The following is a 19,841-nucleotide window of genomic DNA, read 5'->3' on the forward strand; positions in this document are numbered from 1 at the left end:
GACCGGCTTCAACAATGGTTGGGGCCGATACTCGTTCTACAGGTGGGGTGACGGTTCAACGGAGAACCCGAGGAGCGTCTACCTGAGCGATAGCGTGCAGCTGCTCGCCTACGTCTGGGATGAGAGGCTGCTCAAGGTCACCTACACAGCAGGTGGTGTTGTAAGGGTGAACGGGACCCAGGTCTCGAGCGGCTGGAGCAGCTGGTACAGGTACGGCTCCACAGTAGTGCTAGAGGCGGTGCCCAACTCTGGCTACTACTTCCAGAAGTGGCAGAGGGGAGTTGACAGCGACTCCCTGAGCGATTACTCTACCAGCAACCCCATCATCGTTACCGTGGACAACGGCTACCGGTTCCACGCCGTCTTTGACGCCTTGAAGTGGCTGACTGTGCAGGTCTACCGGGTGGATAAGGCAGGGAGCAGCCTGGGTGGTGCTGGGGGCGTGCAAGTGAGGATCGATGGCAACAGCTACACCGCCGACTCCAACGGCGTCGTCAAGGTGCAGGTGGTTCCCGGTACGCACACGGTCGAGATCGTTCAGACGAGCTTCAACGACGGCTGGGGGAGGTACACCTTCTGGAGGTGGTGGGACGGCAGCACAGCGAACCCGAGGACCTTCACCGTCACTGCGGACTCGACGGTCACAGCGTACGCTTGGGATGAAAGGCTCCTTAAGATTACTTACACCAGCGGTGGAGCTGTGAAAGTGAACGGTACGCAGGTCTCGAGCGGTTACACAACGTGGTGCAGGTACGGCAGCGTTGCGACCCTAGAGGCTGTACCGAGCTCCGGCTACCAGTTCGTCAAGTGGCAGAGGGGAGTGAACAGCGACTCCTTAAGCGATTATTCTACGTCTAACCCCATCACCGTTACCTTGGATAACGGCTACAGGTTCCACGCGGTCTTCGGCACCACCTACACGTTCACTGTCGAGGTGAGGAGGGTCGATTACGCGGGCACCGACATCGGCCCAGCCGTTGCAGCCGTCGTTGTCGTGAACGGGCAGAGCTACACGACGGACAGCAGCGGTAGAGTAACCTTCACCAACGTTGCACCGGGAGCGAGCTTCACTGTGCAGTTCAACCAGCAGACCTTCAACAGCGGCTGGGGGAGGTACACCTTCTGGAAGTGGTGGGACGGCAGCACGAGCAACCCGAGGACTTTCACGGTCACTGGGGATACGACTGCCACAATGTACGTCTACGATGAGAGGCTGCTGAAGGTGAGCTACGGCAGTAGCGGGGTCGTGAGGGTGAACGGTACGCAGGTCTCCAGCGGCTGGAGCAACTGGTACAGGTTCGGGGTTAGAGTGGTACTGGAGGCTGTGCCCAACTCGGGCTACGCGCTCCAGAAGTGGCAGCGCGGAGTAAACACGGATACGCTGAGCGACTACGACGTGAGGCTGAAGGAGACAGTGACGGCGAGCGGGAGCAGCGAAGTAGTGGCGGTTGTCACTAGCAACGCTTACACCGGGTACATTGAGGCAACAATGAGCTACACATCACCGGGCGGAAGAATGGGCATCTGGATGGCCCGAATCGAGGCGTGCCCCACCTCCGCGTGTTACACGTTCGATCTACTCAACTCGACGGGTTGGATGACTGGCAGCGGGAGCGGCACGCTCACCTACAGAGGCACGCTGCAGGCGAGCAGGTACATACGTTTCACGCTAACCGCTCCAATGGGCTTCACCAGCACCGCCTCCTTAACCGGAACCGTTTTGAGACCGGCAACCAACCCACTGTTAGTAACCGTGGACAACGGCTACCACTATCGAGCGGAGTTCGGAGCTCCGTGAAAAACCCACTATCTTCTTCCCATCGTATTACAGAGTACTACGTCTCAAAACAGAGTTTCTATTATATTTGGAGATTTAGATCGCTGCATTACGTAGTCATACGCTACATCTACATAGTACCCGATCGCGATACGCGATATTTGCAGCCTATTCCAATTGTAGACGCGACATAGTTACATTCGCTGAACAGAGACTTTTACCGTTAAGCGCAGCTATACAACTACGCCGGAGCAAAACTCAGGAAGAGCCAACGAAAGAAAGGTAGAGTAATGCCGCACAACTATCCTTCCCACCACCTCCGGTGCCGCAGAGACCTCTTCTACTATTTCTTGATGACCCAAAGGACCCCTCCGCACAAGCGTGTTTCACCTTGTAGTTTTTTAGATGGCGTTATGCGGGTTCGGTTTTCAGCTTGATGGTCGAGAGTTAGGAGGGGAGAGGTGTAGGGGAAGGTCAAAACCTCCCCCCCCACTTTAAAGACACGCGGCTTACCTTTCATTATCGTGAAGGGGTAATGCTTTAATCTCCTGTATCGGTCCCTCTGCTCGGTGTACGCATTGTTGCTGAGAATGCAGACATCGAGCACAAGCATTCTAATTTCGCTTATTAATTACTAATGCAGCTAGCCTTTCGCCTCGACCAGCAGCAGCGTGCCGTTCACGCTCACCAGGGTGTAGGCGTAGCAGCGCCCCCTGCTGCCTCCCCTGGAGAGCACTCTGCCGTCCGGGTAGCGGAGGACAATGGTGAAGCCTGAGGGGGGTCTCACGCCGCTCCAGCCCGCCAGAGTGATGTTCTGCGCGGCCTGCCCTGCTACCTCCAGCGCTCTAGCGTAGCAGTCGAACGCGAGCGTGTAGGCTCTGGACCCCCTAGCGTAGAAGTGGAGCAGTAACGCAGCTGCTAGCACGGTTGCAGCGACAGTGAGCAGGGCGTCAACCCTCACGCCTCCACCACCTCGAGAACCTTAAGGCGAGCCCCACAAGCGCGGAGTAGGTTACGCCCAGCGCCGCCAGGATGGAGGTGAGAAGGGCCAGCGCGGATAGAGGCCAAACGGCGCTGAAGGGCACATCAAAGGATAGGAGTAAGCAGGTGGCTGCGAGGCAGGCTAGGAACACCATCGCGAGGAACGTGAGGTCCCCTGAACCCGCTCCCACACTCTCACCCTGCAAAGAGGTGGGGCGCGTACATGATCGCTAGCAGCCACGCGAGCCAGACCGCGCCAGCACATAAGGGTAAGTAAAGTGGCAGGAGGTGTGGTCTACCTTCCCTAGCTCCTGAAGTAGCGGCTGCCAAGGTTAGGGAGACGGTGGCGAGGATGGGGTCGATCCACTCCCTCAGCTCGTGCACGCCGGCGCCGCTGATACCCGTCCTAGCGAGCCACTCCCCACCCCCCTCTCCCGCAGCCAGGATGGCTCCCGAAGAGATGACGACTGCGTATATCGCACCGACGATCGCCGCTTCAACCACCGCGTAAACCAGGAAGACCCTCGTCTTCCCCCTCAACCTGTTCACGAACTCCAATACCTGTGACATGTACTCCTCCAGCTTCCTCAAGTTCTCGTAACCACCATGTAAGAGAACCTGCCACAAGCCCAGCGTGGCAGCTCTAGTGAAACCCTTCCACTCCGGGCTCAGCAGGTCCTCGGGATCCTTGATCAACCCCTCCCTAACTAATGCGTAGTAGGGGTTGCCCACAGCCCTAGCCGCTACCCTCACCATCTCCCTCGCTTTCTCTAACTTTCTTAACTCGGCCCGGGAGTGGTAGAGGTGGAGCACCATCGTTGGAAGAGAGCCCACCGCTAGGGCTAGCGTCAGAGGCGCCTCAAGCCCAAAATGGGAGAAGAGGAGGAAGAGCGGGAGCACGGCTAGCATGGGCAGGTAGGTGCGCCAGGGCGGCGAGGGTACGCCGTACTCCCAGGGGAAGATCACCACGCCAGCGAGGAGCGCCAGCATCAGGCCCACCACAGTCAAGGCGAGAGCGGTTGAAGCCGCTCCGGTGCCGATCAGGGCCACCGTCGCCACTATCGTGGCGGGCACCGTGCTCGTGAAGGTTGAAACTAGCGAGTAGAGGTTCGAGATGTTGTAGTCAGCCGTTTCTAACGTGGTCCTCAGCTCCGCTAGCACATCCCTCAGCTTCTCCTCCAACGCTGAACGGCTGCCAGAGCGTTGAGTCTCGACGGCGGCGTTCAGCACCTTCTTCATCTTGTCGGACAAGCCGTCCAGCTTCGCGTCCCCCGAGTACAGCATCTCCGGCTCCGGTAGGTAGTCGAAGCCGTAGCGGCGCACCTCCTTCAGCGTGGTCAAGGGCAGCTGGGGCGATGACAGCATCACGAGGGCAAGGGGGACGGCGTCGGCCTCGCTCCTAAACCATGTGGGGAGCGAGAAGCTACCTCCACTCCTTCCGCTGCTCTTCCGCTTGGCCACAGAGAAAGAAAAAGCTGTTAATTATAAGGCTTGCGGGCCACAGGCCTAGGGGACTGTGATCTTGGCACCCAAAGGTATGCGGTGCTGGCTGCCGCTCGGGTCCGTCCCCTGCACCGTCACGACCGCGCTCATCCCGTCGCTCAGCTGTATCGTTGTCGTGGTTCCGGAGCACGTTGCGCTCTGGCCCTTGCTGAGCGTGTTGGGACTGCAGGATAGCGTGATGGAGCCCGCGGCCACCTCGAGCGTGGCGGCGACGTTTGAGAGGTCCACGCTGCCGACGTTCCTCAGGTTCACCATGACCCTCCAGCTGGTGCCGCTCCCGACGGCGTAGGCAGCTGTCACCTCCACCAGCGGCTGCTGGACAGCGCTCCGGGCGGCGGCGTAAAGGAACCAGGAGACGAGGGCCGCCGCGACGATGGACGCTATCGTCACTAGGACGGTGACCATGGGCGGTACTCCACCCTTCCTCCTCATCGGCTGAAAAAACATTCTATTGTTTTTATTCCTTTCGCCTTTCAGGAGCGGGTTAAAGCGTCGAGAAGCTTCTCCTCCAGCTCCCCGATATCTTCCGCCGATACGAGCCGGACCCTCCCGCGCGGAGGAGGAACGCTTAGCGCTCCGCATAGAACCGCTATCACCACGTCTTCTCCCACGTCGAGGGCTTAGCGAGCTCCGCGAGCAGGGCTAAAGGTTCGGCGTGCCTCAGGGAGACGTAGACCCTGCGCCCCCCCTCGACGGCAAGGTTGAACTCGTGCAAGTAGCCGCTAAAACCCCTCACCTTACCCTCAATAACAGCGAAGCCTGCGGCCTCAAGAGCTGCTTTGACCTCTCCTTTAACCTCCTTCAATACTCCCACCCCTGCTCGCCACGACGATGGGGGCTGGGAACTCCGTCCTCCGCTCCACCTTCCAGCCCGCCAGCCTCAGCATCTCGTAGAGCCGCCTGCGAGTGGGGTAGGGCCCTGAGCCGAGGAGGTAGGTGATGAAGATCGTGGCCAAGTTGACCCTCTTATCCGAGACCCCCTGAGCCAGCAGCAGCCTCGGCGCAACCCTCCCCACAGCCTGAAGGAGGACGAGCGGGTCCGCGCACCAGCTGAGCACGTTGATAGCGACAGCCCAATCCACCATGTCCACCAGCTTGTCCACCTCCTCACCCCTACCCACCCTGGTCTCAAGCCTGTCCGCGAGCCCCAGGATCTCTGCATAGAGCTTGGCGGCCTCGAGGTTCTCCCTGTACGGGTCAACGGCAATAACCCTGCTCCCCGGGACCACCCTCAGTATCGCGATGGAGGAGAGGCCAATGCCAGCCCCAACGTCCAGCACCAGGCTGTTTGGGGGTATGCGGGCCCACCTCACCACGTACTCCCGGAACCAGTTGTAGCCCATGCTGTCGAGCAGCTTGGCGAAAGCCGCGCGGATCTCGCCGCTCGCGGCTGAGGCGGCGTAGGGGCGCATGCCGGTCAGCAGCGCCTCCGGCAGGGATGCGAGCACGCGGTCGACAACGGTCTTGAACTCGCCCACAAACCGGGTTCTCACCGCCGGCGCCTCACCGGCCGGCTTAGTGAAGCGGAGCCTATCTCCAACCCAGACCGCGTAGCCGGACTCCACCATGAAGTCGCAAACCATCCTGGCCAGCGTCTGGTCCACGAACTCGTGGAACGGCTTAACTTCAAGCTCCCTGTCCAGCTTAGACTCTTCGAGCACCTTTCGCATCCTCCAGGCGACGTAGCGCTCAAACTCCCCTTTAGCTCTGACGATCTCCCGCCCCTCCCTCGACCCCACCATCCTCAGGGCGAAGCGGATGAGGCTCGGGTCCACCCTAACCACCCCCTCCCTCCTCCACCTCCAGGACCCCCAGCTCCAGCAGGAGCTTCAGCGCCCTCTGGACAGCTGGAGTTAGCGATGCGTCGGGGTCGACGCCTTGGATTGCTTTTACAATGTCGCTCTTCAAGTGCTCGAGAGTGCTGGGCCAGAGCTCGGGCCTCGCCAGCCGCAGCCTGCCTGTGCCGAGGGGCTTCTCCACTTCGATGGGCCGGACGCTTCTCACGTCGTTATGCTCGTCGGCCATCACTAGGAAGTAGCCCCTGCACGTGCACTTCAGGAGGTTGAGCCCCGGCTTCACCTCCACAACGAGAGGCTCGGAGCAGTGGGGGCAGCGCAACTTAATGATCTTCGCAGCTCTCCAGGATTCTCCCTCCAGGATCTCCACCACAGGCTCTGTATTAATTCCTAGACTTAAACCCATCTTTTCACCGCTTTACGCGAACCTCTGAGCGGGCTTTGATGCTGCACTTACCGCTGCAGCCTTTCTGCGCCCCCTTTTCCCGGTCTTAGCGAAGACCAGTAGGCTGCGGCTGTGGGGGAGCACCTCGACGCCCTCCACCCAGTACCCCCTGCTCTTCCTCCTCGCGTAAACCCTCACCAGCCTATACCCGTTGCCCTCGCACGTCTTCAAAACGAGGTTGAGAATGCGATGCGAGTTGCTTGGACCCAGGCCGGTCGCCCGCATCAGCTCCGATAGGGGGACGGTGAAGAGGCGGCCCCGGGTCCTCTCAGCCCTCCCCCGCAGGACCGCTTCAACCGCCCTCTCCGGGTCTACGGGCTTCCTTGCCACAAAGGTTAGGCTGCAAACTATTATTTATTTCTATCGTCGAGTTGTGCATAATAAGCATCGGGTGAAAACCTCTCGTGGAAAGCATTCAGGTGAAAGCCTCCCGGCTGCTGAAGGCCATAGAGGAGAGGATCTTAGAGCTAGAGGTGGGACCCCCAGCGGCGAGGATCGCGGCCATCTGCCTGAGGTACGGCGTTCCACCCCTCTCGCTGAGAAGAGCCCGGATGGAGGGGGTGGTGCTCAGGATAGGTTCCCGCTCCATCCCCTTGAGCGAGAGGGATGCAGTAGTGCTGAAGCCGTGGGTTGGCAGCCCTCAAGGGTTGAGGACCGTGGCTTACCACACGCACAAGGTGCTGAAAGATTACGGGTTGAAGGTGTACGACGTCCACCTGCTGAGGAGGATCGCTAAGGGCCAGCCACCCCGCAGAATCCCCCTCAGGCTGCTAAAAGCCCTCGAGCAGCTGGAGCACTTCAGCGGGGAAGAGGGGGGAGAGAAAAAGAAAGATTGAATTGATTTGAACCCTTTGCTTTTACGGTTTTGCTACGGCGAAGCTGATCTGGTAGCCGTCCTTCGTCTGCAGAGTCGCGAGAGCGCCGTCGGGGAACTGGTCGAGGTCCGCGTTTGCGGCTGTGTAGATGACGGAGACGCTGTCACCGGGGGCCAGCTTCAGGCTAGCTCCCTGTATAGCTGCAGTCGGGCTTCCGAACGTGACGCCCGCCTTAGTCTTGTTCTGCACGATTACGATCGAGCCTGCTAGGTCCACGTCGGCCGTCCCGTCGTTCTTGAAGGTGACCCTGAGCTCCACACCGGTCGCGGTGGCGTAGAGGGTGGGCTGCCCTATGACCGTCAGGGAGACCTGCCTGACGCCTCTAGCGGTCGTAGAGTAGATGAAGTAGGCTGCTAGGGCTGCGGCAACGACGGCTGCGATAACGATTATGACGGTCACGATCGGCGGCATCGCACCCTTCCTCTTCATCAACTCTCACTGCGTACGACCACTATTTATTCTTAACTCGAGTTTCGCTCCTCAATATAAGGAGCTCGATCGCTTCCTCATCGTTGAAGCCGTACACGCTGAGGGCGGCGTACACCCCCCTGCGGAGCTCCTCCAGATCCCCGTCATCGAGAGAGGAGCTGCGAGGCTTCTTCCGCGCGAAGAGAGACTTGCTTAGCACAAGGTTGGTGAGAAAAGCTTGAATTTATTCCTTGCTCAACAGCGGAAGAGGGGCGCAAAAAATCAACTAATGTCGATGAAGATGGACTCCATCTCTTCAACCGCCCTGCTTAACCCTCCTGCTTCGTCCCCTCTCCTCCCCGGCAGAAGGCTCCTAGCCCCTCTCCCGGCTTTCCTCGCCTGCTTCTCCCTCCTCTCGGCCTCCCTGATGGCAGCTTTCGCGGCCCTCCTCATCTCCTCCACTTCTCTCTTTAGGGGATCCTCCTCTGAGGCGAAACCGAACAGCCTCCTCAGGCTCTCCATCAGGACACCACCTCCTCCGGGACGATAGGTTCCATCTTCTCGAAGCGCACACCGTCCACCCTTGCGTTAAGCCTCTGCTTGATGACCCCGTACACCTTCTCGGCTTCGCTCGCGCCCTCGAGCGAGAGCTGCAGCTCCGGCGGGAGCAGTTGCAGGAAGTCCTCCTCCGGCAAGTACCGCCCAGCCTTGTAGACTGGCACGAAGCCCCTCGCATCTACCACATACACCGCCTGCACCCCGCGCTGGATCCCGCCCTCCGACGACACCGTTTTCCCGCAGACCACCCAGACTCTCACGGCGTCCAGGACGGAGGCCTGGAGCCCCGAGGCCTGTATCAAAGTGTTGAGGCGCTTCAGCGCGTCAGCCAGCTCCTTGCTGTGCGCAGTCGTCAAAACGGGAATGCCGCTGCCAGCCGCCTCAAACCAGCTCGGCACCTCCTCGCCCCTCAGCTCCCCCACTACTAGGAGGTCCGGCCTGTCGTAGCGCCGGGTTGCCCTAATGTTGGCTGTTACGTTCCTGTCGCCGAAGGAAAAGTACGAGACGACGTTCGGCCCCCGAACCTGCGTAGCCACCTCAGGCTCCTCCTCAACGATGCTGACCCTCAATCTGGGCCACAGGCTCAGGATCGCGTTCAGCACCCCGATCAGGGCCGTCGTCTTGCCGGAGCCTGGGGGGCCGACGAACGTAATGCTGTTCGGCGAAGCGGTTAGAGTGACGAGCCTCGCTAGGAGCAATGGCTCGGCCCTGAAGGGTTCAACCCTCACCACGCGGGCTGCGGAGAGCTGCCAGCCACCGGCTAGCTGTGGTAGTGCGAGGTTCACTCGCCACCCCCTGAACTCGCCGCTGTCCTGAGGGTTCCTCTCGGACAGCGGGATCCCAGCCTCGATCGCGATGCGCTGGACCAGCCTCTCCACCAAGAGCTCCCGGGGCAGCTCGACGGTGTAGCGCCTCCCCTCGATGCCGGCTGTGATGTGGACCTCCCCGTCCAGCTCCCTAATGAAGATCTCCTGCGTCCCGGAGTACTCCACTAGGGGCTCCAGCGGCCCCCACGCCCCCTCCCTCTCCGCGTAAACCCTCACCACGCCGTCACCTATGATCAAGTAACCGGATTGAGTCCGCACGAGCCTGCCGGTAATAGGGGGCAGCGGGACTTCAGCCCCCTCCAGCCTTCCAGCCTCACGGAGCCTTACTCGCGGAACGCGCCATACCTTTCTGAACGCGGGGGCAAGCCTGGGATGCCTCACCGGTTCCGCTTTCTCTCGCACCACCCCTGGTTGAACCGCTTCAGCTCGCGCCTTCATCGCTTCGGACTGCAGGCCTGTCAGCGTAGTAGCTGGTGACACGCTTTCAGCGGTACTCAGGGGGGTAGGCTGCGCAGCCTCTGGGGCCTCCTCTACCCCAAGCATTGATTGAGCAGCGCCACGCTCCCCCCCAACACTGGGTTGAAGGGGTACAGGTTCCGCTCCTCCTTCAGAGGCTTTCCGCAGCTTGCGCTGGGGAACCTCCTCGAGCTTGATCTTCAGCTTCACTTTGGTTAGCGGCATGGCTCCACCCTTCCATCCGCTCTCATTTCGCTAGACGCCCAGGGTCTTGAGAATCCTCCTCGCAGCCCTCACTACCTCTAGGCGCCTCTGCCTCTCCTCTATCTCCTTCACCAGCCTTTGCTCCTCACCGTCCAGCGTCTGTGCATAGACTTTGAGCGATTCAAGTGGCCTCACGTCGTAGCCCAGCTCCTTCAACGATTCAACCAGCTGGGCAAACGTGATAAACTCCTGCGGCCTCGCGGCCACGGGTTGAGAAGGCTGTAGAGAAGCCGGCTGATGGATGGCTGGGGAAGCCGGGAGATTCTGCGGAACAGCTTGAGGGGCAGCTGGCTGAGAAGCGGCTGGGGAAGCCAAGGGGTTAGTCCCCTTCAGCTTCTTGTGCTCCTCGAGGAAGTCCTTTACCGGAATATCCTTCTTCCCCTGCACGAAGTTATTGCAATACTGTAGTACTTATTTCTTTCGGAGGAGGAGGTGGGCCAGCTTAGCTATGGCGGCGTCGAACTCGCCGCTCGTGTAGTTCAGGACCCTCAGCGTGCTGGGACCAAGCCTTGATACGGCCGGCTCGTAAGGTACAACGACGTAGTCTGCGCCAGCTTTTTTGCACCAGTAGGCCACGGTCTTCGAGTAGTAGTCGACCACGCTCCTTGGGTAGGGGCGGGGGCAGTTCAAGGCGACGACAACGCGCTTGCCGGTAAAGGTAAACAGCGCACTCTCGAGTGAAGCTGGGTTCGGCTCTGTGACGACTAGGATCGAATCTGCCTCAAGAATCAGGGGAAGGTAGCGATCCACCGCATCAACATCTGTTAAAGCGGGGATGTCCACCAAGACCAGCGTGTAGCGTTGCGACCATGTGCGTAAAGAGTTTATTACCTGTTCTGGCGAGCGCAATGGTCCCCTGTTAACCGCGACTGTCAGCCTGAAGGTATCATGCTCCACCTCTCTCAAGGATGCATCGGGGTCATCTCTAAGGTAAGGAGGAGGAGTGTCACCCAGCAAGTAGGCTGTGGCACCGCCCTCGCTGCTAGCATCAACGAGCAAAGTGGGAACGCTAGAGGCTGCAGTTACGGAAAGGGAAACGGCTAGGGTTGTTTTACCCGTACCACCCTTGGACCCGCTAAACGTCGCTATAAGCACGATTTCAAAGGATATTATAACTAATTTAAGCTTTACTCGACACGTTCCGGGATGAATACAGCATCGTAGTAAGGATGCTACACTGTAGTACTGATATCGCTATGTTGTATATGGTAAACTTTATATATCATTGCTGACTGTTTCGCTTGTGAGCGAAAAGAAAGGCTTAAACTCAAATGAGAATACTGTTGATGATGAAATAGTAAAAGAATTAATTCTAAATGGGCGACATTCCCAGATAGTTGTGCTTGTATTTTTATATAAGGTTGGTAAAGCCACCCTGTCAGACATACAACGAGCCTTAACAGGAGGTAAGTATCGGGCTCAGTATAATTGGACTCTAAGTGTTTTAAACGAGTTAAAAAACTTAGATCTTGTATATGAAGATCAAATCTTAATCAAAGAAAAAATAAAAGTTAGATTATTTGATTTAACAGAAAAGGGTAGAAGGATAGCAAGAAAGCTTAGCGAGATCTTACAGCTGTGACACTATGGGAAATTTTAAAATACTCCCGCGTCTCTGCCCACTGATGTCGTCGGTGAGCTTAATTCCAATCGAGAAACTATTCCCATCTTCAGCCAACGTGAGGCTATATGTCTCGCCGGAGGCTGTGAGCAAGCTGGCGGAGGACATAGCCATGAGAGGCCTTCTGCACCCCCTGATCGTAAGGCCAGAAGGAAGCGGCTATGGCGTCGTTTGCGGTCGCATGCGGCTCGAAGCAATAAGGCTCCTGCAGAAGGAAAAGCCGGAGGTCTTCAAGAAGCTATTTTCTCAGGGTATACCCTGCGTAGTGAAGGAGCTGAGCGACGCGGAGGCCCTTGAGCTGTCTCTCAGCGAAAACTTGAGGCAGAACACTTTGACACCAGAGGAGCGCGGCAGGGGTTTAGCCAGGCTCTACGAGATGGGCGTTAGTGAGGAGGAGATCGCGGCCAGGCTACAGGTGGAGCTGGAGGAGATCAAGCGGTTTGTCCGCTTGTACGCGCGGTTGAGGGAGATCGCCCCAGTCGTAGCCGAGTCGAAACCCGGTAGGCCGCGCGAAACCAAACCTAAAAAGAGAGTGAGTAGGACCGGTATGGTAAAAGTCGTGAGAGCGATTGAGGACCTCGCAGCGCGCGGCGTATTGAGGGAACCAGAGGAAGTGGTGAGAAAGATAGCGGATTTAGCGGCAGAGAGGGGGCTTAGCACGAGTGAACTGGATATACTGGCTAGAAGGCTTAGAGAAAAACCCGAGCTTGTGCAAACACCTGAAAAGCTAGTGGAGGAGATATCCGCGGAGGAGATGGTGGAGCGCGTAGTGCTCCTAAAGCGTCATGTTGTAGAGTACGTAGAAGCCTGGGCGAGCGAGCGAGGTTTAACTTTCAGCGAGGCGCTCAACGAGATCATCAGTGAGTACATCAGCCTGAAAAAGGCGGCAGCTTAACTCCGGTGACACATTTGTGTCCGCACTGGCTAATTCGATACTCGAGGCTCTCGAGGAGGAGGGGCAAGTAACTGTTATCGGGAGCCATCCCGGGTTTAGGGAAAAAGTTGTTGCTAATACGATCAGAGCCGCCACTAAAGCTTATGAAGCGATCTCGGTCGTTGATTGGTACGGAGCGTACAACGTAGATGCGATACAGACCGTTGAGCCGACTCTACCCTACGCTAGCGCAGCAAAATACCTCCCACTCGCTGTCTCCTCAATGCATGGCCTCTACAGGATTGGAGCACTGGTAGAAGGGCTTTTACACGAAGCTGTGCAAAGTTCCGATAGTTTCCACCAAGTAGTATCGCGACTCGAAGCTCTTTCTACTCAAAGAGTTTGGGCGCGCACGATCCTTTCAAAAATAGCTCCATTGAAAGATTACTTTGTAGAAAACATCACCCTACCGACCAAGTTTCGCGTAAACCTATTCAAGGCGCCGGTTTTGATCAGACGCCCCCTTTCTCAACTTTGGGTGGCTCTCGTAAGTGAGACAGTAGCAGCACAGAAAGGTTTGCTTGTTGTGAGTGAGGCTGGACGTGTGATTAAGCGTGGCTGGTGGGTCTGGAGTCTCATCGACGATGCTAGGGTTAGAGGAGCCAGGGTTCTGCTAGCTGACAGTCGTCTCCTTAGAACCTACCTGCTGAACACACTTGTATTCACGGATTACAGGCCTGAAGAAGCCCTGGCGGCACAAAGGTACAGGTTGCAAATACTGACCAAAAAGTGGGTGAAGGGAAAAGCCCTGTTGGTTAAAGATCCTGAAGAACCACGCTTACTCAATATTGAGTAGAGAATTTGGCGGGCCCGCCGGGATTCGAACCCGGGATTTCCGTGCGGTTCAGTAGGCCGCTCTCCGGCTTAGGAGGCCTACGCAGCCTTGCGGCTTCGGCGCCTTTCCAGCTAGGCCACGGGCCCTTTTTAGAGGGTCCTCAGCTAGGGGCGCGCATTCGCGCGCCGATCCTCATCGGACCCATGTAGGGACGCTAAGCATTTAGATATAAGCCTTGCTCTAACCCTCCGACACGCATGAAATCGAGGCTTCTGGCGGTGATACTCGCAGCAGTGTTAACCGTGGGAGTAACCGTGTTATATGTCAGGCTTAGCACTCATGGTGTAATGGAGCGGCAACCAGTGCGGGTTGAAGTGGTCGGGCCTTTGCCTCAAGTAGTAGAGCTATATTCGCCGATAGAAATCATTTTGAATATTACTGCCCACTACGTCAACCCCTTCGATCCGAGCGAGATCGACGTGGTGATGGTACTGAAAACACCCGAAGGTGAGGTTACCACCGTGCCTGCGTTCTACTACCAGGAGTATAGGAGGAGCTTAGTATCGGGAGTAGAGCAGTTGATAGCGGAGGGTACGCCGACTTGGAGGATTCGATACACGCCCAGTAAAGTCGGTCGTCACGAGTTTTCCATAGAAGTGAAGACGCGCACGGGAGATAGTACCAAAGCTGGGCCGTACTACTTCGATGTGATCCCCTCCGGTAAGAGAGGTTTCGCAAGAGTGGCAGAGGATCGACGGTATTTCATCTTTGATGATGGAAGCTCGCAGTTTTTCGTAGGGTTGAATGTGTGCTGGTCGGGTAACAGGGGGACCTACGACTATGACGAGTGGTTCAAAGCTCTATCGATGGCGGGGGTGAACCTTGTGAGAATATGGATGGCGCCTTGGAGGTTCGGGATAGAGTGGAGGGAGCTGGGCCGCTACGATCTCAGAGAGGCTTGGAGGCTTGACTACGTAGTCAAGCTAGCGGAGAAGTACGACATCTACATTATCCTATGCCTTATGAATCACGGGCAACTCTCGACTTCGATCAACCCTCAGTGGAGCGAGAATCCGTACAATAGAGCTAGGGGAGGCCCTCTTGCTAAGCCGGAGGAGTTCTGGACTAACGAGGAGGCGCGAGAACTCTTCAAGAGGAGGTTGAGGTACATAGTCGCTAGATGGGGCTACTCAACCCACATTTTAGCCTGGGAATTGTGGAACGAGGTAGACCTAACCGACAATTACGAGGCCGTAAGAGAAGAGGTGGCACGGTGGCACAAAGAGATGGCAGAGTACATCAAGAGCATCGATCCGTACAAGCGGCCTGTCACCACGAGCTTCGCAAACCCCAACCTCGACCCTTTAATCTGGTCGTTGGAATCGATAGACTTCATCACCGTCCACAAGTACGGCCCAGAGGGGTTCCAGGACGTTCCCGGGACGCTCTACAGCCTAATTGTTAAAAAGTGGGAAATGTACAGAAAACCCGTACTGGTTGCAGAGTTCGGCATTGATTGGAGATGGTGGGACACCCCCCTCTACCTCCACGATAGAGAAGGCGTGGGACTTCATGATGGCCTCTGGGCAGCCATAATGGCCGGATCACCGGCCACAGGGATGTCGTGGTGGTGGGACAATTACATTCATCCATATAACCTTTATTACCACTTCAAGGCGATCTCTGAGTTCCTGAAAGGGGTACAACCTGCCGGCTCAGGTCTTAGGACACTTAAAGCGACTGTAACTTCGCTTGCAGCGGAAACCGGCGTAACGGATGTAACAGTATTCCCATCGCTAGGCTGGGCTAGGCCGGCCTCCAACTACTTCGTTATCAAGCTTGACGGGACGATCGAGGGCGATACAACTCAAATCCCCGCGTTCATTCAGGGGAGGGCGCACCCCGCGCTAAGGAACAACCCCACCTTCAAAGCTACCTTCCCGCAGGGTGGTCGAGTAGTCGTTAGAGTAAACTCCGTCTCCAGAGCCGGAGCCCGGCTGGCTATCTACTTGAACAACGAACTCGTCAAGCAGGTGGATCTACCCGACCGCGACGGCAAGAATGATGCTTTCGTGAGGGAGTACGATATGGACGTCGCAGTCGACGTACCGCCTGGCACTCACGAAATTAGGATAGACAATTTAGGGGCTGATTGGTGCACGATCGATTACGTGCGCTTTGAAGGAGCGGCGCTTGCTACGGCAAAGGTTAGAGTATTCGGCTTAACCAACGGAACTTTAGCCCTGGCCTGGGTTAAGAACGTCGAGTGGAGCTGGTGGAACATCCTGAATAATAAGAGCGTTGAGCCGGCGAGAAACCTAGTAGTAACGATGTATGGGCTGCAGGATGGCCTGTACAAAGTGGAACTCTTCGATACAAGATCGGGTTTGGTGGTGCGATCGTGGATGGCCGAAGCCAAGGATGGAGCAATGGAGGTTTACGTAGGCGACGTAACTGACGACATCGCGGTTCGCGCCGTAAAGGTGGGATGATTGTTCTCTAGGTATGCAGCCCTGGTTAAGAACCTAAGAGGCGTTGTACTGCTGAACCCTAATGAGGAAGGTGCTTTAGACACTGTAAAATGGTTATCTAAAAGATTCAGATATAGAAACCTTGGATTAACTCCTTCGTCCGTGAAAGCCCTCGGCGGTAGGGTCTTCAGACCCTTCAGGGAACTAGCATACCCGATAAAGCCGCTAGAGGTGCTGGTATCCCGTTTTACCGGAAAGGGTATGCCCCCAGAGCTGGCTGAGCTGCTGGTTTTCGCCTCAACATACGTTTCTCCCGCGCTAATCATCGGATCAACGTACTTAAGCTCGCTTGAAGAAATCAAAGTGGACGTGGTCAGAGTTTGCAGGGATCTGAGCGTATTGGATTGGAAACTGCACTTGCGAGTCGCGGACTACACTGTTCTGGACATGTACGACGTTTGCGTAGAGGAGGCGCTCTCGGTTCTCAAGGACCCCAGCGTACTTCCCAAAGTAGTCGCAGAAAGGAGGGAGAGGGTAGCCGAGGACAAGAAACGCTACTGGAGAATCGCGTGCGAGAGCGGGCGCCCCTTCATAATCTACATCGACAACCTCTCGATAGCGGCGAAGCTGGGAGTGCTTGAGGAAGAGGTTTGCGAGGATTGGGCGGCGGCGCTCAGCGTGGTAGCCGTGGTCTGTGTTCCGGCAGGTCTCAGGTAGCGAAAAGTACTTCCCCAACCTCTTCAAGCGAACGTGTGGTTCTAGATAGTCGCAAGCTGTTTGAAACTCTCAATCTGGCCTACTATTACAGGGAGGAGGAAGGGTGTGAACCTACCAGAACCAACGTCAGGTTTGCCGAGTTGCTTCCCGAGTTGAAAGAATCCCATTTGGGTACCGAACTCTTATACCTTCACCAACTGCAGGCGGTGGAGGCTCTGGAAGCCGGTAAGAACCTTGTGCTGATCGCTGGAACGGGGAGCGGGAAGACAGAGGCTTGGTTCCTCTACACGGCGAGACGGAGGATCCCAACTCTCGCCCTCTATCCCACTTTGGCCTTAGCTAACGATCAGGTTCAAAGGCTAAGCAACTATTGCTCGCTGCTCGGCGTGGAACTCCTTCAGCTTGACTCGCCGACGCTGCAGTCTGCTGGGACAGCCGGAAGGAGGGTTTTGCGGGAAAAGCTGCGCAGCGCCCTAGTCGTGGCCAGCAACCCTGCCTTCCTCCTGCAAGACTTGAAGAGGTACGCAGCAGCGCCCCAGAGAGGGTTCATCACACCAACCCTGAACCGATTCGGCCTACTAGTGCTTGACGAGCTCGACTTCTACAGCCCGCGAGAGCTGGCGATAATCACCGGCATGCTGAGGATTTTCTCGGAAATGGGGTGGCAACCCCAGGTGGCCGTGCTGACCGCAACGCTCAGTAACCCTGAAGAGATGGCTGAACTGCTGAAAGAGGTCAATGGACGTGACTCTGCCATCGTTAAGGGGGCTCCCTTCCGCGTCCCCAATCGTATGTACGTGGTTCTCGGTAAAGACTTGGAGAAGCTGAGGATGATGATCTTGGAGAAGATCGGTGACGTGAGCAGACTGAGCCTGGGCGAGGACGTTAAGAGGGCTCTCCTGGATGCTGAGGAGTTCAGGCGGAACGCTTACAAGGTTGTACTAGCATTAAGATCAATTGGCGTTGAAGTAGAATTTCCACACTTCGATCCTGCGGATCTGCTAGCTAGTTACGTGGAGGATGAGGGCGTCACGTTAGTCTTCACCCGTAGCATAAACACGGCAGAAGAGGTGGCACGTAGAATAAAGCAGAGTTTAGGCGATAGGTCCAGCGCAGTCGCCGCTCATCACCACTTGGTGTCAAAGGAAGAGCGCAGGATCATCGAAGAGGGGGCTCGCCTCGGAAAAGTTAAGGTACTGGTAACACCGCGCACCCTGGTTCAAGGAATTGATATAGGGAGCATCGTCAGGGTTGTCCACCTCGGGCTGCCCGATGACGTTAGAGAGTTCTGGCAGCGGGAGGGTAGAAAGGGGAGGAGGGCGAACATCCCCTTCACGGAGAGCATCATAATTCCCTTTACGAGGTGGGATCGGGAACTCCTCAGTAGGGGGTTGAGCGCCCTCGACAAGTGGCTCAGACTCCCCCTCGAGAGGACCATAGTTAACAGAGACAACAAGTACGCTGTGCTGTTCACCGGCCTTTTCAAGCTCGCTGCCTCTCGAAGCTTGAACCTGAAGCCTTCAGAGCCCGAATTACGCCTACTCCAGGAGCTCGGCTTGTCGAGGGGGCTCGAGTTGACTGCTAGGGGTAAGCGTACCTGGCACAGGCTTAACTTCTACGAGTACGGCCCCCCGTACGGCGTTAAACGAATCAAGATTTCTGAGGACGGAGTGGAGTACATGCAGGAGGCTTCGCATGTGGATGTTGTGGAGAAACTGCAGCCCGGCTGCTTCGATTACACCTCGGATTTGCTGGTTACAAACCTGAGGGTTACGAAGAGCAGGTGGGTGACAGTAGTTGAGGAGGAAAAGATGACTCTCCAGACCATCTACAAGCATGAATTCCTAGCTCAAGCCTACGAAGAGTACAGAAGGATAAAGGCGCGCTGGGGTGAGAGAGCCGACTTCTGGAAGGATTACAGTAGGGGGTTGCTGCGCTCAGAGGTTATTTGTACGATGCATCCCCCCCTTAACGGTTTCGGCCTCTACTTGGAGGTGCCCTACAGGGTGATCTGGATTGTAGACGGGGAGGGAGTACGAGCTAGCAACGTGGGCGGCAGGACTTACATCTACAGACCGAGAAGGGTGGTGGATGTACCCTCAACAACGATGGGGAGGTACGAGGACTACAGTTACGGTAGGCTCTACGAGCTTGAACCCACGATAAACCTAGACTTGGCGAGGCTGGGGCTCGTGCTTATGAAGATCGTTCTCAGGAGGGTTTTCTCCATCGGATTGAAGAGGATCAGCTACAGCCTTTCAGCTGTAGGCAGCAGGAAGGTTATGGTGCTCTTCGAGGATGACGCGGCCGGCCTCATCGAAAAGCTCGACTGGTCGGAAGTTAGGAAAGCGGTTGAAGATTATCAACCCGACGAGCTTGACGAGATACTGATAGAAACCGTGGACGATTTGGCGTACGCCAAGTTCGTTGAAATCGGGTTCCGCTGGGATCTTGTTAAGCAACACGCTCTCGCTGTACTTGATACCATCATATCATATGAGCGCGTAAAGCTTCACTTCAGTGGGGTAGAAGTTAGTGTTCCGAAGCCCTCAAAATCGCTGAAGCTCCTCTCATTGGATGCTCTAAGGCTACCGCTCGTCGAGGATGGTGAGGTCGCTTTAGTGTTCGTCGCCGCGTTCGACGGGGAGGAGGTAAAAACCTTCAAGCTACTTAAGGAGTTCCACCTGACGGATCCCGCCTCAGCCCTACTGGTTCAGACGATAGCTGATTACGTAAACAGGGGCTTCAGGGTGATAGCTCACGAAGCTGAGCGTCTACTCGAAGATCTAGCCGCTAGCAATCTAGCTGGCCTGAAGGCTCTCCTCTCCGGGTTGAAAGAAGGGGGTGAGCTGGTGGATACCGCGGTTCTAGTGCAGACAGCGACAGGCCATAAGGTGAGCGCGGACGAGCTTGCTACACTCCTTGGCTTGAGTTTAAAGGTTGGGTTCAACGATGTTAGAAGGGAATACGAAGAAACGCTAAGGAGAATTAGAACTCTACCTTACTCTAGGTGGTTATCGTTCACCCAATACCTCTCCATGAAGGCTGAGCAATACCTCAGTGAGAGAGTGCGCAACATGTACATGAGCTTCCTGGCGCTTTCCCAGCTTACAGCAGGGAAAAGGAAATAAGCTCGTAATGATGCAGGACTACAATGGAAGCAGCAGCGAAAAAGATAACCGAGCTTCTGTCCGAAAGGGGCTACGAAGTTACGGTAAAGCATGGTGAGCAGCCCGAACTCGTCGTGAAGAAAAGTTCGCTGACAGTCTGCGTTCTACTGGCTGGACGTCACGCTAAGCTGGAGAAGCTCTACATCAGGCCAGCCTGCGGAAGCGGAGTAACCATCGTAGACTGCGAAGATGTCACCCGAGTGTGCGACTGCGTGGAGAAGCTGATCAAAGCACTGGAGTCTGAGGAGGGTCGTGCGTGAGCA

The 19,841-nt window shown here is 56.6% G+C and carries 24 protein-coding genes and 1 tRNA gene; 9 read left to right on the top strand and 16 right to left on the bottom strand.

Features of this window, described 5'->3' with window-relative positions; genetic code table 11:
- The coding region (locus QXF46_01510; GenBank protein ID MEM0225534.1) for a hypothetical protein at positions 1 to 1,798 on the top strand (1,798 nt) is incomplete at its 5' end.
- 622 nt (positions 1,799 to 2,420) lie between these two features.
- Here the strand turns inward: QXF46_01510 and QXF46_01515 are convergent.
- From QXF46_01515 to QXF46_01555, 9 genes are read right to left on the bottom strand one after another with little or no spacing between them, the layout of a single operon-like run.
- Entirely contained in the window at positions 2,421 to 2,738 is a 318-nt protein-coding gene (locus tag QXF46_01515; protein ID MEM0225535.1) for a hypothetical protein, read from the bottom strand.
- Positions 2,728 to 2,949 (bottom strand): hypothetical protein, encoded by a 222-nt coding sequence (locus QXF46_01520; protein ID MEM0225536.1) that lies wholly within the window; start codon positions 2,947 to 2,949, stop codon positions 2,728 to 2,730. Before QXF46_01520 ends, QXF46_01515 begins: the two co-directional genes overlap by 11 nt.
- A gap of 4 nt (positions 2,950 to 2,953) precedes the next feature.
- Positions 2,954 to 4,219, bottom strand: coding sequence for a hypothetical protein (locus QXF46_01525; protein MEM0225537.1), 1,266 nt, complete (start codon positions 4,217 to 4,219; stop codon positions 2,954 to 2,956).
- 45 nt (positions 4,220 to 4,264) lie between these two features.
- Positions 4,265 to 4,693 (bottom strand): hypothetical protein, encoded by a 429-nt coding sequence (locus tag QXF46_01530; GenBank protein ID MEM0225538.1) that lies wholly within the window; start codon positions 4,691 to 4,693, stop codon positions 4,265 to 4,267.
- A 41-nt stretch (positions 4,694 to 4,734) separates the two neighbouring features.
- Positions 4,735 to 4,857: a hypothetical protein gene (locus QXF46_01535; protein MEM0225539.1), complete on the bottom strand. Its 123-nt coding sequence runs from the start codon at positions 4,855 to 4,857 to the stop codon at positions 4,735 to 4,737.
- Positions 4,854 to 5,066 (bottom strand): hypothetical protein, encoded by a 213-nt coding sequence (locus tag QXF46_01540; protein ID MEM0225540.1) that lies wholly within the window; start codon positions 5,064 to 5,066, stop codon positions 4,854 to 4,856. Before QXF46_01540 ends, QXF46_01535 begins: the two co-directional genes overlap by 4 nt.
- Complete coding sequence (locus QXF46_01545; GenBank protein ID MEM0225541.1) at positions 5,053 to 6,045, bottom strand: class I SAM-dependent methyltransferase; 993 nt, start codon at positions 6,043 to 6,045, stop codon at positions 5,053 to 5,055. Before QXF46_01545 ends, QXF46_01540 begins: the two co-directional genes overlap by 14 nt.
- Positions 6,038 to 6,430, bottom strand: coding sequence for a hypothetical protein (locus QXF46_01550; protein ID MEM0225542.1), 393 nt, complete (start codon positions 6,428 to 6,430; stop codon positions 6,038 to 6,040). Before QXF46_01550 ends, QXF46_01545 begins: the two co-directional genes overlap by 8 nt.
- A gap of 45 nt (positions 6,431 to 6,475) precedes the next feature.
- Positions 6,476 to 6,832, bottom strand: a complete 357-nt coding sequence (locus QXF46_01555; protein ID MEM0225543.1) for a hypothetical protein — start codon at positions 6,830 to 6,832, stop codon at positions 6,476 to 6,478.
- A 74-nt stretch (positions 6,833 to 6,906) separates the two neighbouring features.
- Here QXF46_01555 and QXF46_01560 point away from each other — a divergent pair, with 74 nt between their 5' ends.
- Complete coding sequence (locus QXF46_01560) at positions 6,907 to 7,338, top strand: hypothetical protein (protein MEM0225544.1); 432 nt, start codon at positions 6,907 to 6,909, stop codon at positions 7,336 to 7,338.
- Between the two features lie 21 nt (positions 7,339 to 7,359).
- Here the strand turns inward: QXF46_01560 and QXF46_01565 are convergent, their stop codons facing one another.
- From QXF46_01565 to QXF46_01590, 6 genes are all read right to left on the bottom strand, one after another.
- Positions 7,360 to 7,806 (bottom strand): hypothetical protein, encoded by a 447-nt coding sequence (locus tag QXF46_01565; protein MEM0225545.1) that lies wholly within the window; start codon positions 7,804 to 7,806, stop codon positions 7,360 to 7,362.
- Between the two features lie 22 nt (positions 7,807 to 7,828).
- Positions 7,829 to 8,005: a hypothetical protein gene (locus QXF46_01570; protein ID MEM0225546.1), complete on the bottom strand. Its 177-nt coding sequence runs from the start codon at positions 8,003 to 8,005 to the stop codon at positions 7,829 to 7,831.
- 62 nt (positions 8,006 to 8,067) lie between these two features.
- The gene (locus QXF46_01575) at positions 8,068 to 8,307 is read right to left on the bottom strand and encodes a hypothetical protein (GenBank protein ID MEM0225547.1); all 240 of its coding nucleotides are present in this window, start codon (positions 8,305 to 8,307) and stop codon (positions 8,068 to 8,070) included.
- Complete coding sequence (locus tag QXF46_01580) at positions 8,307 to 9,851, bottom strand: ATPase, T2SS/T4P/T4SS family (protein ID MEM0225548.1); 1,545 nt, start codon at positions 9,849 to 9,851, stop codon at positions 8,307 to 8,309. Before QXF46_01580 ends, QXF46_01575 begins: the two co-directional genes overlap by 1 nt.
- Before the next feature lie 30 nt (positions 9,852 to 9,881).
- A complete protein-coding gene (locus QXF46_01585) occupies positions 9,882 to 10,277 on the bottom strand; it encodes a hypothetical protein (protein MEM0225549.1) in 396 nt (131 codons plus the stop codon).
- A 24-nt stretch (positions 10,278 to 10,301) separates the two neighbouring features.
- Positions 10,302 to 10,985, bottom strand: a complete 684-nt coding sequence (locus QXF46_01590; GenBank protein ID MEM0225550.1) for a hypothetical protein — start codon at positions 10,983 to 10,985, stop codon at positions 10,302 to 10,304.
- A gap of 148 nt (positions 10,986 to 11,133) precedes the next feature.
- On the opposite strand from QXF46_01590, the gene QXF46_01595 reads away from it, so the two are divergent.
- From QXF46_01595 to QXF46_01605, 3 genes are read left to right on the top strand one after another with little or no spacing between them, the layout of a single operon-like run.
- Complete coding sequence (locus QXF46_01595; GenBank protein MEM0225551.1) at positions 11,134 to 11,472, top strand: hypothetical protein; 339 nt, start codon at positions 11,134 to 11,136, stop codon at positions 11,470 to 11,472.
- Positions 11,473 to 11,515: 43 nt separating this feature from the next.
- A complete protein-coding gene (locus tag QXF46_01600; protein MEM0225552.1) occupies positions 11,516 to 12,406 on the top strand; it encodes a ParB/RepB/Spo0J family partition protein in 891 nt (296 codons plus the stop codon).
- Positions 12,407 to 12,422: 16 nt separating this feature from the next.
- Positions 12,423 to 13,241, top strand: a complete 819-nt coding sequence (locus QXF46_01605; GenBank protein MEM0225553.1) for a hypothetical protein — start codon at positions 12,423 to 12,425, stop codon at positions 13,239 to 13,241.
- 6 nt (positions 13,242 to 13,247) lie between these two features.
- On the opposite strand, the gene QXF46_01610 is transcribed toward QXF46_01605, so the two are convergent.
- Positions 13,248 to 13,366, bottom strand: a tRNA-Arg gene (locus QXF46_01610).
- 111 nt (positions 13,367 to 13,477) lie between these two features.
- Between QXF46_01610 and QXF46_01615 the strand changes: the two genes are divergently transcribed.
- The 4 genes from QXF46_01615 to QXF46_01630 all read left to right on the top strand — a co-directional run bounded on the left by QXF46_01615 (position 13,478) and on the right by QXF46_01630 (position 19,838).
- Entirely contained in the window at positions 13,478 to 15,712 is a 2,235-nt protein-coding gene (locus tag QXF46_01615; GenBank protein ID MEM0225554.1) for a cellulase family glycosylhydrolase, read from the top strand.
- Positions 15,713 to 15,853: 141 nt separating this feature from the next.
- Positions 15,854 to 16,408, top strand: coding sequence for a hypothetical protein (locus QXF46_01620; GenBank protein ID MEM0225555.1), 555 nt, complete (start codon positions 15,854 to 15,856; stop codon positions 16,406 to 16,408).
- Between the two features lie 35 nt (positions 16,409 to 16,443).
- The gene (locus QXF46_01625) at positions 16,444 to 19,539 is read left to right on the top strand and encodes a DEAD/DEAH box helicase (GenBank protein MEM0225556.1); all 3,096 of its coding nucleotides are present in this window, start codon (positions 16,444 to 16,446) and stop codon (positions 19,537 to 19,539) included.
- A 23-nt stretch (positions 19,540 to 19,562) separates the two neighbouring features.
- Positions 19,563 to 19,838, top strand: coding sequence for a hypothetical protein (locus QXF46_01630; protein MEM0225557.1), 276 nt, complete (start codon positions 19,563 to 19,565; stop codon positions 19,836 to 19,838).
- Positions 19,839 to 19,841 lie beyond the last annotated feature (3 nt).

Source organism: Thermofilaceae archaeon (genome assembly GCA_038731975.1).
In the GTDB taxonomy this organism is placed as follows: domain Archaea; phylum Thermoproteota; class Thermoprotei; order Thermofilales; family Thermofilaceae; genus JANXEW01.